The following is a 15,071-nucleotide window of genomic DNA, read 5'->3' on the forward strand; positions in this document are numbered from 1 at the left end:
ATGCTTCAATCGCCTCAAGCATTTCCGCCGCATCGCCACACGCTTCGACAAGCTCGCACGCAACTACCTCTCCACCGTCGCCCTCGCCGCCATCCGGCTGTGGACACGGTTTGAGTCCAGGACCTAGGCCGGGCGGCGCCCGCATCGGCGGGCCATCGTCTGGCGGGGGCCGCGCCGGCGGGGCCGGGCGGGTCACGCCTTCGTCCCGCTCGGGACGATCGCCGGCCCGCCCTAGATGCCGCCATGCCAGCGCAGCACCGCCAGCACGGCCTGCGCCTCGCCGCGCCGGCCGCCGTCCTGCGCGATGCGCGCATGCTGCCAGCCCAGGTCGAAGCCGAAGCCGCCGCCGAGCTCGCGGCCGGACGACACCTCGAACCACTGCTCGGCGGGGCCCGTGCCCACGGACCGCTTGCGCTGGTCGCGCTGCCAGGCCACCGCGGCGCGCCAGGGCCCCTCCCGGTGCTGCACGCCGAGGGTCGTGAAGCGCCTGCGCTCCGCGCGCGGCACCTCGGTCGTGCCCGTCTCCGTGGCGAGCTCCACCAGCGGGCGCCCCCCGGCGCTGCGGAACTCGACATGCTCGAAGTACAGCCGCGTCCGGGACTCCTCGTTCCAGCGATGCTCGTAGCGCGCGCCGACGACGTAGCCCCATTCGCGCGCGGTGCCGTCGCCTCCCGGGGCGCGCGACACCGTCCCGAGATTGTAGGCGAGATCCGGCAGCCAGGGGATGCGACTGCCGTCCAGCGAGATGGCGAAGTTGTCGAGCCGGCCGGTGTTGCCGGGCCCGCCCTGCGCGCGCGTGTTGCGCGCGAACCGGGTGTATGGCCCCTCGCAGCAGGGACGGCGCGTGAAGGCCGTATCGGAGAGGAAGCTCGTGTCCAGGGTGAAGGCCGCGGCCGAGAGAGCATGCTCGCCGAACCGCGGCTCGTCGAGGAAGGTCCAGGTCGCCCCGAAGCCCACCGACTCCGCGATCAGATAGGTCTCGTGCGCGCGGAGCAGGGGAAGGATGCCGGGCAGCTCCTCGTGCCCGTATCCGAAGGGCGCCACGAACTTGCCCGCGTAGAGCCTCAGCGCGTCGGTCGCCCGCCAGTTCAGCTGCAGCGCCTCGAGCGAGGCCGCCTGGGCATGGAAGGCGCGCAGCGAGCCGTTCGGTCCGCGCTCGCTGATCGGCTCGGTGTGGATGACGCTCCGGATCGAGACGCGCGGGGTGAGATGCAGAGCCGCCCCGACCTCGCTGAACAGGAAGATGTCGCCGCCCCGCCGCGGGGGGTCGGTCGCGCGGTGGGTGCCGACGCCGTAGAGGCCCATGTCCCTCTCGACTTCGAGATGCGGGCGGAACGCCGCGCCGTTCTCGCCGTGGCCGTCATCCCCCGCTCCGCCGGGGGCCGGCGCCGGCTCGGGACGTGGTGGCCCCTGTGCTGGCGCCGCGCACCAGGGCGCAACCGCGAAGGACGCCGCCACGGCCGCCGCCGCGGCGCGCCCCGCACGGGCCATCCGCCCCCGGGCCCGCGCCGCGCTACGCCGCATCGCCGCGCATCGCCGGAACCAGCAGGCCGACGTTGTGGCGGAACATCGCCTCGTAGGTCGGCGCCGGGCCGTCCGGCGGGCTCAGCGCGTCGGCGTAGAGCCGCCCGCCGACGCGCACGCCGGCCTCGCGCGCGAGGCGCTGCAGCGTCGCGGGATTGGTCATGTTCTCGAGGAACACGGCGGTGATGCCCTCGGCGCGGATCTGGCGGATCAGCCGCGCGACCTCCGCCGCCGAGGGCTCGGCGTCGGCCGGGACGCCTTGCGGGGCGAGGAAGCGCACGCCATAGGCCGCGCCGAAATAGCCGAAGGCCGCGTGGTGGGTGACCACCTTGCGCCGCGCCTCCGGCACCGTCGCGATGCGCTCCCGCACCCACGCGTCCAGCGCCGCAAGGCGCGCGGCGTAGCCCTCCGCGCCGGCCCGGTAGTGCGCCGTCCCGGCCGGGTCGGCGGCAGCCAGGCCGGCGGCGATGGTGCGCACGTAGCTCTGGCCGAGGCGGAGATCCTGCCAGGCATGCGGGTCGGGCGCGGGCGGCGGGCGGCGGCGTTCGCCCCCGGCCTGGCGGTGCTCGTGGCTCCGGGCGTCCCAGGCGCGCGGCGTGATGCCCGCGGTCGCCGTCACCACCGGACCGCGGTGGCCGGCGGCGCCGAGCAGCCGGTCGAGCCACGGCTCGAAGCCGAGGCCGTTGCGCACGACCAGCGGGTCGCCCCCGAGCGCCGCGACATCGGAAGGACGCGGCTGGAAGCCGTGGGCGTCGCGGTCGGGGCCGACGATCACCCGCAGGTCCACGCGCGCGCCGCCGATCTGCCGGACCATGTCGCCGAGGATCGAGAAGGACGCGACGACGCGCAGGCGGCCGGATTGCGGCGCGCCTTCGCCGGTCGCGGCGGCCGTGGGGCGCGCCGTCGCGAGGACGACGCAAGGCAGCGCGGCACGGAGCAGGTGGCGGCGGTGCGGCATCGGACCGGCAAACGCAATGTTATATTTATATTGTTTCGTATCACGCCGGCATGACCGCCGGCAAGCCGGTCCGCGGCACGCTCAGCCGCGGCCGAACAGCCGCCGCAGCCGCCCGAGCAGGCCGCGCAGGTCGAACCCGCTCGCGCCCGCCGGCGGCCGCGGACCGTGCGCCACGTGCGGCCGCCGCGCCGGCGGCGGCAGGGCGCTTGCCACGGTGTGCCGCCCGGAATCGCGCGCCTCCACCAGCCGGCGCTCGAGCCCGATCACCTGCGCCACCGGCTCCGGCGGGCGCGAGCGCGCCAGCGCCTCGGCCGTGGCCAGCGCGTCCTCCCAGGCCTCGGCGCGGCGCAGCGCGTCCACCACGCGCACCGTCTGCTCGGGGTCGAGCGGCGGGCCGGCGCGCCACAGCGCCACCGCCTCGCGCCGCCAGAGGCGCGCGAGGTCCGGCCGGTTCAGGTCGTCGGCCACCCACGCGGCCTGCAGCGTCGCCTCGGCCGCGGCGTGCAGCGCGCCGGTCTCCTCCAGCACGTGCGCCCAGGCGAGGAAGCGGCGCGCGAGCAGCGGGTAGGCGGTTTCCGCGAGCAGCGCGCGGAACGGGGCGGCGGCCACGGCGGCGGCCGCCCCGGGATGGGCGCGCCCGATGTCCGGGGCCGCGTAGCCGCAATGCGGGCACTGCTGCAGCCAGAGCGCCATGGTGCCGCGCACCGGCTCGCCGGGGCGCAGGTCGAGGTCCGGCGCCTGCTCCGGCGGCGGCGGCCGGAACGCCGGCTGGCGGCTCTCGGTACCGCAGACGCCGCAGCGCACCACGCCGCCGTTGCCCGCCGGTCTGGTGGCGGCGGCGGCGCGCGGGGGGTGCGGCGGAGGCTGGAACGGCGGCGGCGCGGCCATGGCCTTCCGAACCTAGGGTGGGCGAGGCGGGAAGCGAAGGGGGGCGATCGCAAGGCGGCGCGGCGTGGCGCCCGGGCCGCGCGCCGCGCCCCATTGCTCCCGGCGCCCGGCCTCGCCAAACATGGGGCCTGCAATGCCCCGCGGCGACCTCTTCCCCGACATCGCCCCCTATGAGACTGGCCTGCTGCCGCTGACCGGCGGTCACGTCATGTACTGGGAGCAGGTCGGCAACCCGCGCGGCCAGCCGGTGCTGTTCCTGCACGGCGGCCCGGGCGCCGGCGCCGGCGCGGTGCACCGGCGCTTCTTCGACCCCGCGCACTGGCGCGTCGTCATCTTCGACCAGCGCGGCGCCGGCCGCTCCCGCCCGCTCGGCGAGCTGCGCGAGAACACCACCGCCCATCTGGTGCGCGACATCGAGGCGCTGCGCCGCTTCCTCGGCATCGAGCGCTGGCTGCTGTTCGGCGGCTCCTGGGGTTCGACCCTCGCGCTCGCCTACGCGCAGGAGCATCCGCAGCGGGTCACGGGCTGCGTGCTGCGCGGCGTGTTCCTCGGCCGCCGCGCCGAGGTGGAGTGGTTCCTCTACGGCCTGAAGCGCATCTTCCCCGACGCCTGGGCCGCCTTCGCCGAGCACGTGCCGCCGGAGGAGCGCGGCGACCTGCTCGCCGCCTATCTGCGCCGGCTGACGCATCCCGACCCCGCCGTGCATCTGCCCGCGGCGCGCGCCTGGAGCCAGTACGAGGGCTCCTGCTCGACCCTGCTGCCGAGCCCGGAGACGGTGGCGAGCTTCGCCCAGGACCGCACCGCGCTCGGCCTCGCGCGGATCGAGGCGCACTACTTCGCCAACGACCTGTTCCTGCCGCCCGAGGGGCTGCTCGGGCGGATGGACCGCCTCGCCCACATCCAGGCCGAGATCGTCCAGGGCCGCTACGACATGGTCTGCCCGCCCGAGACCGCCTTCGAGCTGGCGAATGCCTGGCCGAGGGCGCGCCTGACCATCGTGCCGGACGCCGGCCACTCGGCGCTGGAGCCGGGCGTGCGCACGGCGCTGGTCGCGGCGGTGGAGCGGTTCCGGCGCCGGGGCTAGCGAAAGCCGATCGCGCACGGCCGGGAACAGCCGGGCGCGAATCGGCGCGACAGACGACGCGCCGGGGCCGCTGCGGCGGGCACGGCCGGGCGAAAGCGGCCCCAGGCTCTGGACTCAATCGCGCCCGGTAGGTGATGGCGGCGGCGAGGCAGGCGGGGGCGAGGAAGTTGCGGGCGGTCCTGTCGTATCGGGTGGCGATGCCGCGGGAATCCTCGATGCGGCAGAAGGTTCGCGCGATGGCGTTGCGGGGCCTGTAGCGTTCGGCGTCGCGCGGGAAGGCAACCTTGCGCGACGAGGTGCCGGGGATGGCCGCGGCGGCGCCGGCGGTTGGCGTCGCAGCCCTTGTCGGCGACGAGTTCGCGGGGCGGGGCGACAGCCGAGACCGGCGTGGCGGCGGCGGTGACGGCGGCGCCGTTGCCGCCGGTCGCCAGGATCGCGTGCGGGCGGCCTTGCTCGTCGCAGAGCGCGTGGCCCCTGGCGGGGCGCCCACCGCGCGAGCGGCCGATCGCCTGGTGGCTGGCATCGCCTTCCCCCCTTTCGCGCCGGCCGCCGAGCGGTGCGCCTTCACGGCGGCACTGCCGATCGGCGCGCCCCGCGGCGGGTCGGCGCAGGCGACGAGGGCGGCGAGGATGCGCTGCCAGAGCCCGCGTTGGCTCCAGCGGTTCCAACGGTTGAAGACGGTGGCGTATGGCCCCTATTCCGGCGGCAGGGCACGCCAGCGGCAGCCTTCGCGGAAACGGTGCACGATGCCGCCGATCCCCCGCCGGTCGTCCACGCGCCGCGGCCCGGTGTGGACCATCGCCGGATGCGGCTCGCTCGCCGCCCACGGCACGTCGCTCAGCCCGAACAGGCGCGACACGGTCCATCCCCCCGCCGTTGGGCAGGGCGAATCATCGCACCGTTCCCACGGCAATTGGGTACAGACCCTAGGGCTGCCCCGCCTGCCGCGGCGGGGCCGTGCCCGGCGCCACCGGCACCGCGGCCACCGCGTTGAACGGCGACCCGTCCACCAGCTTCGTGGACCAGGCGAGGTACACCACCGCGCCCCGCGCCTCGTCGAGGAAGCGGTGCACCCGCGTCTCCTTGAAGAAGACCGAGGTGCTGCTCTCGTAGACCTGCTGCCCGCGCGCGCCGCGCCGCACCCGCTCGGAGACGCGCACCGGCCCGGTCGCGGCGCAGGAGAGCGAGAAGCGCGCCGGGTCCTCCGCCAGCCCGACCATGCCCGAGAGCCCGCCGGTGCGCGCCTGGCTGATGTAGCAGGCGACACCCTCGACCTCCGGGTCGGTGAAGCGCTCGACCACGACGCGGTGGCTGCGCGTGAGGCCGAGATTGGTCAGCGCCGTGTTCACGTAGCCGATCTCCCGCGTCTCCGAGTCCTGCGCCGCGGGCGCCGCGGGTGCGGCGGCGAGCAGGGCGGCGGCGAGGGCGCTCGAGACGATGGCGGCAGAGACTCCGCTGCGCATGGATCGGTCCTCCTCCATGGCGGCGGACGCGGGGGCGCGGGCCGGGTTCCCTGCCCGCCGCCCGGCGTCCCGGCAGCCGCGTCAATCCCCGAGCGCCACGCCCTCGCGCCGCGGATCGGCGCCGCCGAGCAGGCGCCCCTCCGGCGTCACCCGGATCGCCTGCAGCCCCGAGGTCATGGCGCGCACCGCGACGCGATGCCCGCGCGCGGCGAGCGCCGGCGCGAGCGCGGCGGCGGACGTTCCCTCCTCCAGCTCCACCGCCCCGCCGAGCGTGCCGACATGCGGCAGCGCCGCCGCCGCCTGCGGGTCCATCCCCCAGTCGAGCATCGCCACCAGCGCCTGCGCGACATAGCCGATGATCCTCGCCCCGCCCGGCGAGCCGACCACCGCGTGCAGCCGCCCCGCCTCGTCGAGCACGACGGTCGGCGCCATCGAGGAGCGCGGCCGCTTGCCGCCCTCGGCGCGGTTGGCGACGGGGCGGCCCTCGCTCTCCGGCAGGAAGGAGAAGTCGGTCAGCTCGTTGTTCAGCACGAAGCCGCGCACGACGAGGCGCGCGCCGAAGGTGTCCTCGATCGTCGCGGTCATCGCCACGGCGTTGCCTTCCGCGTCCACGATCGAGACGTGGCTGGTGCCGTGCTCGGCCTGCTCCGGCTGCGGCGCCGGCGCCGCGGCCGCGTCGCGCCAGGGCGGATTGCCGGCGCGCGGGGAGGGGCGGGCGCGGCCGCGCGCGAGCAGTTGAGCGCGCACCGGGAGTTAGGCGGCGGCGAGCAGCCCGCGCACCGGCACCCGCACGAAGTCCGCATCCGCGAGGTAGAGCGCGCGGTCGGCGAAGGCGAGCCGCCCCGCCTCGACCAGCAGGTGCGCCGCCTCCGCCCCGCGCGGGTCGAGCGCGGCCAGGTCGAAGTGCGCGAGCAGGCCGAGGATCTGCCCGACCGCCACCCCGCCCGAGGAGGGCGGCGGGAAGCCGCAGACGCGGTAGCGGCGATAGGGCGCGCAGACCGGCGCGCGCCGGCGCGGCTGGTAGGCGGCGAGATCCGCCTCCGTCATCGCGCCGGGATTGGAGGGATGGCCGCGCACGGCGGCGACGATCGCCTGCGCGAGCGGTCCCTCCTGCAGCGCCGCCGCGCCGTGTTCGGCGATCGCGCGCAGCGTCGCGGCGAGCGCGGGATTGCGCAGGACGTGGCCCTCCGGCAGCGGCCGGCCGTCCGGTAGCAGGAACAGCGCGCGCGCCTCGGGGTCGCCGGCGAGGCGCTCGGCCTCCGCGGCGATCGCCGCGGCGAGGCGGCGCGAGACCGGAAAGCCCCGCTCGGCCAGCGCGGCGGCGGGCGCGACGAGCCGCGCCCAGGGCAGACGCCCGTGCGCGCGGTGCGCCGCCGCGAGCATCGCCACCGTCCCGGGCACGCCGACCGCGCGGCCCCCCACCGCCGCCTCGTGGAAGCCCATCGGCGTGCCGTCCGGGCGCAGGAACAGCGCCGGCGTGACGGCGGCGGGCGCGGTCTCGCGCCCGTCCCAGGCGTGCAGGGCGCGCGCCGCGCCGTCCCAGAACAGCAGCAGCGCGCCGCCGCCGATGCCGCTCGACTGCGGCTCGACGAGGGTGAGCACCATCTGCACCGCGACCGCCGCATCTATGGCGTTGCCGCCCTCGCGCAGCACGGCGCGCCCGGCCTCGGCGGCGAGCGGGTGCGCGGCGGCGACCATGTGGCGCCGGGCGAGGACGGGCTCCGCGCGCCCGGGCGCGGAGAAGAGGACAAGCAGGACCGCGGCAAGCAGGATCGTCGCGCGGCGGCGGCGCATGGCGTTCTCCCGACCGGTCTGGCATCCCTAACGCGATGCGGAACCCGGACGCCAGGGCGCTGCGCGCGGCCGCCGAGGCGCGCGGCCGCGCCGCCGAGGCGCGCGCCGCCGTGGCGCTGGCGCGCGAGGGCTGGACCATCCTCGCCCGCCGCGTGCGCACCGGGGCGGGCGAGCTCGACCTGGTCGCCGAGCGCGACGGGCTGCTCGCCTTTGTCGAGGTCAAGGCGCGGCCGCGACTGGCCGAGGCGGCGGCGGCGCTGTCGCCGCGCCAGCGCGCGCGGCTGATGGCGGCGGCGGAGGCCTGGCTCGCGGCGAATCCGGGCCATGGCGCGGCGGGGATGCGCTTCGACGTGATGCTGGTCGCCGCCGACGGCGCGGTGCGCCGGATCGCCGACGCGTTCCGGGCCGGGGACTGACGCGCCGCCGACGTGAAATCGGCGTCAACCTCGCCTGCCCCGGATTCCGCCGCGCCGCACCCCGCGCCACCCTCGCGCGCATGACGAGCATCGCGCGCGTCGCCACCTTCGCCTTCTCCGGCATCGAGGCGGTCCCGGTCGAGGTCCAGGTCCAGCTCGCCCCCGGCCTGCCCGCCTTCCTCGTCGTCGGCCTGCCCGACAAGGCGGTGGCGGAGAGCCGGGAGCGCGTGCGCGCCGCCCTCACCGCGCTCGGCCTCGCCCTGCCGCCGAAGCGCCTGCTGGTGAATCTGGCGCCCGCCGACATCGCCAAGGAGGGCTCGCATTTCGACCTGCCGATCGCGCTCGCCGTCCTCGCCGCGATGGACCTGCTGCCGCGCGAGGAGATGGCGGGCTACGCCGCGCTCGGCGAACTCGCCCTCGACGGCTCGATCCAGGCGGTGGCCGGCGTGCTGCCCGCCGCGCTCGCCGCCTCGGCGCGCGCGCTCGGCCTGATCTGCCCCGCCGCGCAGGGCGGCGAGGCCGCCTGGGCGGGCGAGGTGGAGGTGCTCGCCGCGCCCGACCTGCCGGCGCTGCTCAACCACTTCCGCGGCACGCAGGTGCTCTCGCCGCCTGCGCCGCCGCCGCTTGTCGCGGCGCCGCGCCCCGGCCCGTGCCTCTCCGAGGTGAAGGGCCAGGAGAGCGCGAAGCGGGCGCTCGAGATCGCCGCGGCGGGCGGGCACAACCTGCTGATGGTCGGCCCCCCGGGCGCCGGTAAGTCCATGCTCGCCGCCCGGCTGCCGGGACTGCTGCCCGACCTCGCGCCGGCCGAGGCGCTGGAGGTCAGCATGATCCACTCCGTCGCCGGCCTGCTGGAGGGCGGCCGCCTGGTGACGCGCCCGCCCTATCGCGAGCCGCACCACTCGGCCTCGATGGCGGCGCTGATCGGCGGCGGCAGCCGGGCGCGGCCGGGGGAGATCAGCCTCGCCCACCGCGGCGTGCTGTTCCTCGACGAGTGGCCCGAATTCCCGCGCCCCGCGCTCGAGGCGCTGCGCCAGCCGATGGAGACCGGGCGCGCCACCATCAGCCGCGTCAACGCCCACATCACCTACCCGGCGCGGTTCCAGTGCGTCGCGGCGATGAACCCCTGCCGCTGCGGCCATCTCGGCGACCCGGCGCGCGAATGCGCCCGCGCGCCGCGCTGCGGCGAGGACTACCAGATGCGCCTCTCCGGCCCGCTGCTCGACCGCATGGACCTGACGATCGAGGTCATGCCGCTGGCGCCGGGCGAGCTGGCGCGCGCCCCGGCGGGCGAGCCCTCGGCCGTGGTCGCGGCGCGCGTGCAGGCCGCGCGCGAGCGCCAGCGCGCACGCTACGGCCCGGACGGCCCCTCCAGCAACGCCGAGGCCGAGGCGCGCTACCTGCACCCGACCCTGGACGCGGAAGCGGACCGGCTGCTGGAGGCGGCGGTGGCGAGGCTCGGCCTCTCGACGCGCGGGCACGTGCGCACCATGCGCGTGGCGCGCACCATCGCCGACCTCGCCGCGTCGGAGACGGTGCGGCGGGCGCATGTGGCGGAAGCGCTGGCGTTCCGCCGGCGCATCCCGGGACGCGCGGCGACCGCGGCGGCGTGAGGGCGGCGTGCCGCCGGCGATCGGTCAGTGCGTGGCGGCCATCGCGGCGTCGGCGAGCGGCGCGACCGGGACGCAGACGAGACGGCCGCCGGGCGGCGCGGCCCGCGCATCGGCGGCGTGCTCGCAGGCGGCGAGCTCGCCAGGGACGCGGAAGCCGGCCGCCGCCGCGGCGGGGATTCCGGAGGCGGCGACCGTCGCCGGAGCGGCGAACGCGGGCGCCGCCGCCAGGGCGGCGGCGGTGACGGCGACGAGATGTAGTCGGCCAGGGCGGTTTTCTCCCGGCCGCCCTGCGCGGCTGGGCAGCGGCGCAAGGGACGCCGGGATCGGGGCCGGAGATATCGAGCGGAACACGCCCCGCAATCCGTCACCGGCCCCGATCAAGTGCCGGATACCGCGTTGAATTCCTGCAGAGGACCGCGGGGGGGTCATGGCGCGTCATGGAAGATCACGCCCAGCGTGTACCGCTCCCCGGCGCGCACGCGGCTCACCCCGTGGCGCACGGTCACGCGATAGGTGCCGCGCGTCCCCCGCACCGGACGGCGGTTCACCGCGAACACCGCCGCCTCGCCCTCCGCGAGCGGCACCACCTCGACACGCGACTGCATGCGCGGGCGCTGCTCGGTCAGCACGAACGCGCCGCCGCTGAAGTCGCGCCCCGGCGCGCTGAGGAGGACGACGACCTGCAGCGGGAAGGCGATCGCGCCGTAGAGATCCTGGTGCAGGCAGTTGTAATCGCCCGGCCCGTAGCGCAGCAGCAGCGGCGTCGGCTGCGTCTGCCCGGCGGCGCGGCAGCGGGCGGTGAAGGCATCGAGCGTCGCCGGGTAGTCCGTCCCCTCCCAGCGCGACGCGATCGGCGCGAGCGGGGCGTAGAGCGCGCGCCGCAGCGCCGCGACGAGGAGCGGGAGCGGATGGGCGAAATACCGGTACTCGCCGCGGCCGAAGCCGTGCCGGGCCATGACGACGCGGCGGCGGAACCGCGGCTCGTCCGCGTAGAGCGCGATCAGGGCGGCGCATTCCGGAGGCGCCAGCAGCCGGCCGAGCGGCGCGACGCCCTGCGCGTCCAGCTCCTCCGCCACGCGCGCCCAGGGGAGGGCGGCGACGCGGGCGGCGATGGCGTCCTCCGGGGCGGCGGATGCGGGGCCTTCGCACATCCCGGCAGCATGGCACGGGCGCGGCCGGCGCGCCCTCCGGCCGGTGCGGCGGCGGGCCTGCGGGCGCACGCCCGCCGCGGAGCGCGCCCGCAGGCCCCGAGGCGGGGCGACCGGGCGCGACCGCCCCGCGTGCCTCGGGGCGCCGGAGGGCGCGTGCGGTGCGCCCCCGCCGCTCTTCGCGCCGGGGGCCGGACGGGGTGGTAGGATCGCGCGCCATGCGCCGCACCGGCATTCCCCTCGCCCTGCTGTCCGCCGTCCTGTTCGGGGCCAGCACGCCCTTCGCCAAGCTGCTGCTCGGCGCGGTGGATCCCTGGCTGATGGCCGGCCTGCTCTATCTCGGCGCCGGCGGCGGCCTGGCCGTCCTCCGTCTGGCGCGGGCCGCCCTGCGGCTGCCGGCGGCCGAGGCCCCGCTGCGCCGGGCGGACGCGCCTTGGCTCGGCCTCGTGATCCTGACCGGCGGCGTCGCAGGGCCGCTGCTGCTGATGCTCGGCCTCGCCCGCACCGAGGCGGCCAGCGCCTCGCTCCTGCTCAATCTCGAAGGCCTGGCGACGATGGGGATCGCCTGGCTGGCGTTCCGCGAGAACGTGGACCGGCAGCTCCTGCTGGGGGCCTTCGCGATCCTCGGGGGCGCCGCCCTGCTCTCCTGGCAGGGGCGAGCTTCCCTCGACTGGGGCGCCCTCCTGATCGCCGGGGCCTGCCTGTGCTGGGGGATCGACAACAACCTGACGCGCAAGTTGTCCTCGGCCGATCCCGTGCAGATCGCCATGCTGAAGGGGCTGGTCGCGGGCGCGGTCAACCTTGTCCTGGCGTTGGCGAGCGGCGCGGAACTCCCGCCCGGGGGCACGATCCTGGCCGCGGGAATCGTCGGCTTCCTCGGCTACGGCGTGAGCCTCGCCCTGTTCGTGCTCGGCCTGCGCCATCTCGGCGCCGCGCGCGCCGGGGCGTACTTCTCGCTGGCGCCCTTCGTGGGCGCTGTGCTCGCCGTCGTCATGCTGGGCGAGCCGCTCTCGGCGAAGCTGCTGGCGGCGGGCTGCCTGATGGGCGTGGGGCTGTGGCTGCACCTGGCCGAGCGGCACGACCACGAGCACGTCCACGAGGCGATGGAGCACGAGCATCGCCATCGCCACGACGCGCACCACCGGCACGAGCACGGGCCGGGGACCCCGCCGGGCGAGCCGCACACGCACTGGCACCGGCACGAGCCCCTGGTGCACCGGCACCCGCACTATCCCGACCTGCACCATCGCCACGGCCACGGGCGTGCGCCGGCGCCCGGAAAGACGGGCCGGGACCGGTCGCGGACGGCCGGACGCCGCCGGGCGCGGGAACCGGCGCGGCCGCCGGGGAGCGGGCGCCGCCGCGCGCCCGCGCGTCCTCTCACCCTTCCGCCGGAACGCCGGCGAGATCCTTGCTGGTGCGGATCGTCTGCAGGGTCTGCACCCGGCTTACCGAGGGCGCGCTGGTGAGGCGCGCCGTCAGCGCGTTCTCGTGCGCCGTGTCGCGCGCCACCAGCCGGAGCAGGAAGTCGCCGCCGCCGCGGATCATGTGGCACTCGCGCACCTCCGGCCATGCGGCGACCATCGCCTCGAACGCGCGCAGCACGCTCTCCTTCTGGCTCTCGAGGCCGACCAGGGCGAAGAAGGTCACCTCCCAGCCCAGCGCCGCCGGCTCCACCTCGGCGTGGTAGCCGCGGATCACTCCCGCCTCCTCCAGCCGGCGCACCCGGCGCAGACAGGGAGGGGCGGAGAGGCCCACGCGCCGCGCCAGTTCGACATTGGTCATCCGCCCATCGGCCTGGAGCTCGGCCAGAATGCGGCGATCCACCTCGTCAAGCGGGACGGGCGGCCGCTCGGCGGCAGGCGACGGGGGGGGCCGCGGGGGGTGTCGCATTCGTGCTCGGCAGGACCGGATCGGCGCAATATCCTTGCTGACCGCCTGCGGTTCAAGGCCGACGGCCGCGCCGCCACCTTCCGGGTTGTCGGAATCGGCGCCGCGGCCGATATGGTCGGCGGGCCGCACGGCTCCCGGTCCGGTCAGCGCCGCGGCCGCTCCCCCCGCCTCTCCACCAGCAACGCCCGAGGTCCCCTTGTCCCAGCCCGCCGCCCCCGACCTCCACCGCACGCGCCTTCTCGTCCTCGGTGCCGGTCCAGCGGGCTACACCGCGGCGATCTACGGCGCGCGCGCCGGCCTCCGGCCGATCGTGGTCACCGGCCTGCAGCCGGGCGGCCAGCTCACCATCACCACCGAGGTCGAGAACTATCCGGGCTTCGCCGAGCCGGTGCAGGGCCCCTGGCTGATGGAGCAGATGCGCGCCCAGGCCGAGCATGTCGGCGCCCGCGTCGTCCAGGACGTGATCGTGCAGGTGGACCTCTCGCGCCGCCCCTTCCGCTGCACGGGCGATTCCGGCGCGGTCTACGAGGGCGAGGCCCTCGTCGTCGCCACCGGCGCCCAGGCGCGCTGGCTCGGCATTCCCGGCGAGAAGGAGTTCTCGGGCTTCGGCGTCTCCGCCTGTGCCACCTGCGACGGCTTCTTCTTCCGCGGCAAGGAGGTGGCGGTGATCGGCGGCGGCAACACCGCGGTCGAGGAGGCGCTCTATCTCTCCAACCTGGCGCGCCAGGTCACGCTGATCCATCGCCGCGACGCGCTGCGCGCGGAGAAGATCCTCCAGGAGCGGCTGTTCGCGCGCCCCAACGTCCGCATCCTCTGGGACACCGTCGCCGAGGCGGTGCTCGGCGCGGCCGAGGGCCGGGCCAGGGCGGTGCGCGGGCTCGCGCTGCGCAACGTGAAGACCGGCGCGACGAGCGAGCTCGCCGTGGACGGTGTCTTCGTCGCCATCGGCCACGATCCGGCGACGGCGCTGTTCAAGGGCCAGCTCGCCATGGACGCGGAGGGCTACATCCTCACCACCCCCGGCTCGACCCGCACCAGCGTCGCCGGGGTCTTCGCCGCGGGCGACGTGCAGGACAAGGTCTTCCGCCAGGCCGTCACCGCCGCCGGCACCGGCTGCATGGCCGCGCTGGAGGCCGAGAAGTGGCTCGCCCACGCCGCCGCCGAGGCGCCGGCCGCCGCGTCCTGCGCCGCCAAGTGACCCGAGGGGGAGGGGCGCCGGGATGCCGCTCGACTGGGACAAGCTGCGCGTCTTCCACGCGGTGGCGGAGGCCGGCAGCTTCACGCATGCGGGCGAGACGCTGAACCTCAGCCAGTCCGCCGTCTCGCGCCAGATCCAGGCGCTCGAGGAGGCGCTCCAGGTCCCGCTGTTCCACCGCCACGCCCGCGGCCTGATCCTGACCGAGGCCGGCGAGACCCTCTATCGCACCGTGCGCGAGGTATTCGCCAAGCTGGCCATGACCGAGGCGCTGCTCACCGAGAGCCGCGAGCGGCCGGCGGGGCGGCTCAAGGTCACCACCACCACCGGCTTCGGCACCACCTGGCTCGCGCCGCGGCTCAAGCGCTTCCTCGACATGTATCCGGAGGTGACGCTGACGCTGCTGCTGGACGACGCCGACCTCGATCTCGCCATGCGCGAGGCGGACGTCGCGATCCGCATGCATGCGCCGCGCCAGCCGGACCTGATCCAGCGCCACATCGCGACCTTCGGCTACAAGGTCTGCGGCTCGGCGGACTACCTGAAGCGGACGGGCATCCCGCAGCGGGCCGAGGATCTGGATGCCCACCGGCTGATCGTCTATGGCGACTACCGGCCGCCCATCGAGAGCGTGAACTGGCTGTTGGACGCAGGCCGGCGCCCGGGCGCGCCGCGGCGGGGGGCGGTCGAGGTGAATTCCCTGCCGGCGATGCTGCGCGCCGTGCGCAGTGGCCTCGGCCTCGCCGCGCTGCCGGACTACATGGGCGCGGAGCTCGACGACCTGATCCAGGTCCTGCCGGACATCAAGGCGCCGCGGATCGAGGCCTATTTCGTCTACCCGGAAGAGATGCGCCACTCGAAGCGGGTGGCGGTGTTCCGCGACTTCGTGGTGGCGGAGCTGGCGGCCTTCGGCTGCTAGGCTCTGGACTCAATCGCGCCCGGTAGGTGATGGCGGCGGCGAGGCAGGCGGGGGCGAGGAAGTTGCGGGCGGTCCTGTCGTATCGGGTGGCGATGCCGCGGGAATCCTCGATGCGGCAGAAGGTTCGCGCGATGGCGCTGCGGGGCCTGTAGCGTTCGGCGTCGCGCGGGAAGGCAACC

At 76.2% G+C, this 15,071-nt stretch carries 14 protein-coding genes and 1 pseudogene; 6 read left to right on the forward strand and 9 right to left on the reverse strand.

Annotated elements, in window-relative coordinates:
* Nucleotides 1-231: 231 nt before the first annotated feature.
* The 3 genes from K1J50_RS17095 to K1J50_RS17105 form a co-directional block, all read right to left on the reverse strand.
* Nucleotides 232-1,305 (reverse strand): hypothetical protein, encoded by a 1,074-nt coding sequence (locus K1J50_RS17095; protein ID WP_220118975.1) that lies wholly within the window; start codon nt 1,303-1,305, stop codon nt 232-234.
* Between the two features lie 208 nt (nt 1,306-1,513).
* The gene (locus tag K1J50_RS17100) at nt 1,514-2,482 is read right to left on the reverse strand and encodes a metal ABC transporter solute-binding protein, Zn/Mn family (protein WP_220118976.1); all 969 of its coding nucleotides are present in this window, start codon (nt 2,480-2,482) and stop codon (nt 1,514-1,516) included.
* Between the two features lie 81 nt (nt 2,483-2,563).
* A complete protein-coding gene (locus tag K1J50_RS17105) occupies nt 2,564-3,370 on the reverse strand; it encodes a hypothetical protein (RefSeq protein WP_255575402.1) in 807 nt (268 codons plus the stop codon).
* A gap of 133 nt (nt 3,371-3,503) precedes the next feature.
* Here K1J50_RS17105 and pip point away from each other — a divergent pair, with 133 nt between their 5' ends.
* The gene (gene pip, locus K1J50_RS17110) at nt 3,504-4,454 is read left to right on the forward strand and encodes a prolyl aminopeptidase (RefSeq protein WP_220118977.1); all 951 of its coding nucleotides are present in this window, start codon (nt 3,504-3,506) and stop codon (nt 4,452-4,454) included.
* Nucleotides 4,455-5,148: 694 nt separating this feature from the next.
* Here the strand turns inward: pip and K1J50_RS17115 are convergent.
* The 3 genes and pseudogenes from K1J50_RS17115 to ggt form a co-directional block, all read right to left on the reverse strand.
* Nucleotides 5,149-5,313 carry a transposase gene (locus K1J50_RS17115; RefSeq protein ID WP_220116431.1) on the reverse strand — a complete coding sequence of 55 codons (165 nt, stop codon included), beginning with the start codon at nt 5,311-5,313 and terminating at the stop codon, nt 5,149-5,151.
* Nucleotides 5,314-5,380: 67 nt separating this feature from the next.
* A complete protein-coding gene (locus K1J50_RS17120) occupies nt 5,381-5,917 on the reverse strand; it encodes a CreA family protein (RefSeq protein ID WP_220118978.1) in 537 nt (178 codons plus the stop codon).
* A gap of 81 nt (nt 5,918-5,998) precedes the next feature.
* A pseudogene (gene ggt / locus K1J50_RS17125) lies at nt 5,999-7,711 on the reverse strand (gamma-glutamyltransferase).
* Nucleotides 7,712-7,746: 35 nt separating this feature from the next.
* On the opposite strand from ggt, the gene K1J50_RS17130 reads away from it, so the two are divergent.
* Together K1J50_RS17130 and K1J50_RS17135 are read left to right on the forward strand one after the other, a co-directional pair.
* On the forward strand, nt 7,747-8,127 hold the full coding sequence (locus K1J50_RS17130) for a YraN family protein (RefSeq protein ID WP_220118979.1): 381 nt from the start codon (nt 7,747-7,749) through the stop codon (nt 8,125-8,127).
* 80 nt (nt 8,128-8,207) lie between these two features.
* On the forward strand, nt 8,208-9,737 hold the full coding sequence (locus tag K1J50_RS17135; protein WP_220118980.1) for a YifB family Mg chelatase-like AAA ATPase: 1,530 nt from the start codon (nt 8,208-8,210) through the stop codon (nt 9,735-9,737).
* Between the two features lie 24 nt (nt 9,738-9,761).
* On the opposite strand, the gene K1J50_RS17140 is transcribed toward K1J50_RS17135, so the two are convergent.
* Both K1J50_RS17140 and K1J50_RS17145 read right to left on the reverse strand, forming a co-directional pair.
* On the reverse strand, nt 9,762-10,088 hold the full coding sequence (locus K1J50_RS17140) for a hypothetical protein (protein WP_220118981.1): 327 nt from the start codon (nt 10,086-10,088) through the stop codon (nt 9,762-9,764).
* Nucleotides 10,089-10,162: 74 nt separating this feature from the next.
* Entirely contained in the window at nt 10,163-10,888 is a 726-nt protein-coding gene (locus K1J50_RS17145) for a 2OG-Fe(II) oxygenase (protein ID WP_220118982.1), read from the reverse strand.
* Nucleotides 10,889-11,103: 215 nt separating this feature from the next.
* Between K1J50_RS17145 and K1J50_RS17150 the strand changes: the two genes are divergently transcribed.
* A complete protein-coding gene (locus K1J50_RS17150) occupies nt 11,104-12,354 on the forward strand; it encodes a DMT family transporter (protein ID WP_220118983.1) in 1,251 nt (416 codons plus the stop codon).
* Here the strand turns inward: K1J50_RS17150 and K1J50_RS17155 are convergent.
* Nucleotides 12,266-12,778, reverse strand: a complete 513-nt coding sequence (locus K1J50_RS17155) for an Lrp/AsnC family transcriptional regulator (protein ID WP_220118984.1) — start codon at nt 12,776-12,778, stop codon at nt 12,266-12,268. The two genes, K1J50_RS17150 and K1J50_RS17155, sit on opposite strands and share 89 nt — an antisense overlap.
* A 196-nt stretch (nt 12,779-12,974) precedes the next feature.
* On the opposite strand from K1J50_RS17155, the gene trxB reads away from it, so the two are divergent.
* Entirely contained in the window at nt 12,975-13,976 is a 1,002-nt protein-coding gene (gene trxB / locus K1J50_RS17160; RefSeq protein ID WP_255575403.1) for a thioredoxin-disulfide reductase, read from the forward strand.
* Between the two features lie 22 nt (nt 13,977-13,998).
* Nucleotides 13,999-14,892 (forward strand): LysR family transcriptional regulator, encoded by an 894-nt coding sequence (locus tag K1J50_RS17165; RefSeq protein ID WP_220118986.1) that lies wholly within the window; start codon nt 13,999-14,001, stop codon nt 14,890-14,892.
* The last annotated feature ends 179 nt before the right edge of the window (nt 14,893-15,071 follow it).

The sequence above is a fragment of the Caldovatus aquaticus genome (genome assembly GCF_019458025.1).
GTDB lineage: Bacteria > Pseudomonadota > Alphaproteobacteria > Acetobacterales > Acetobacteraceae > Caldovatus > Caldovatus aquaticus.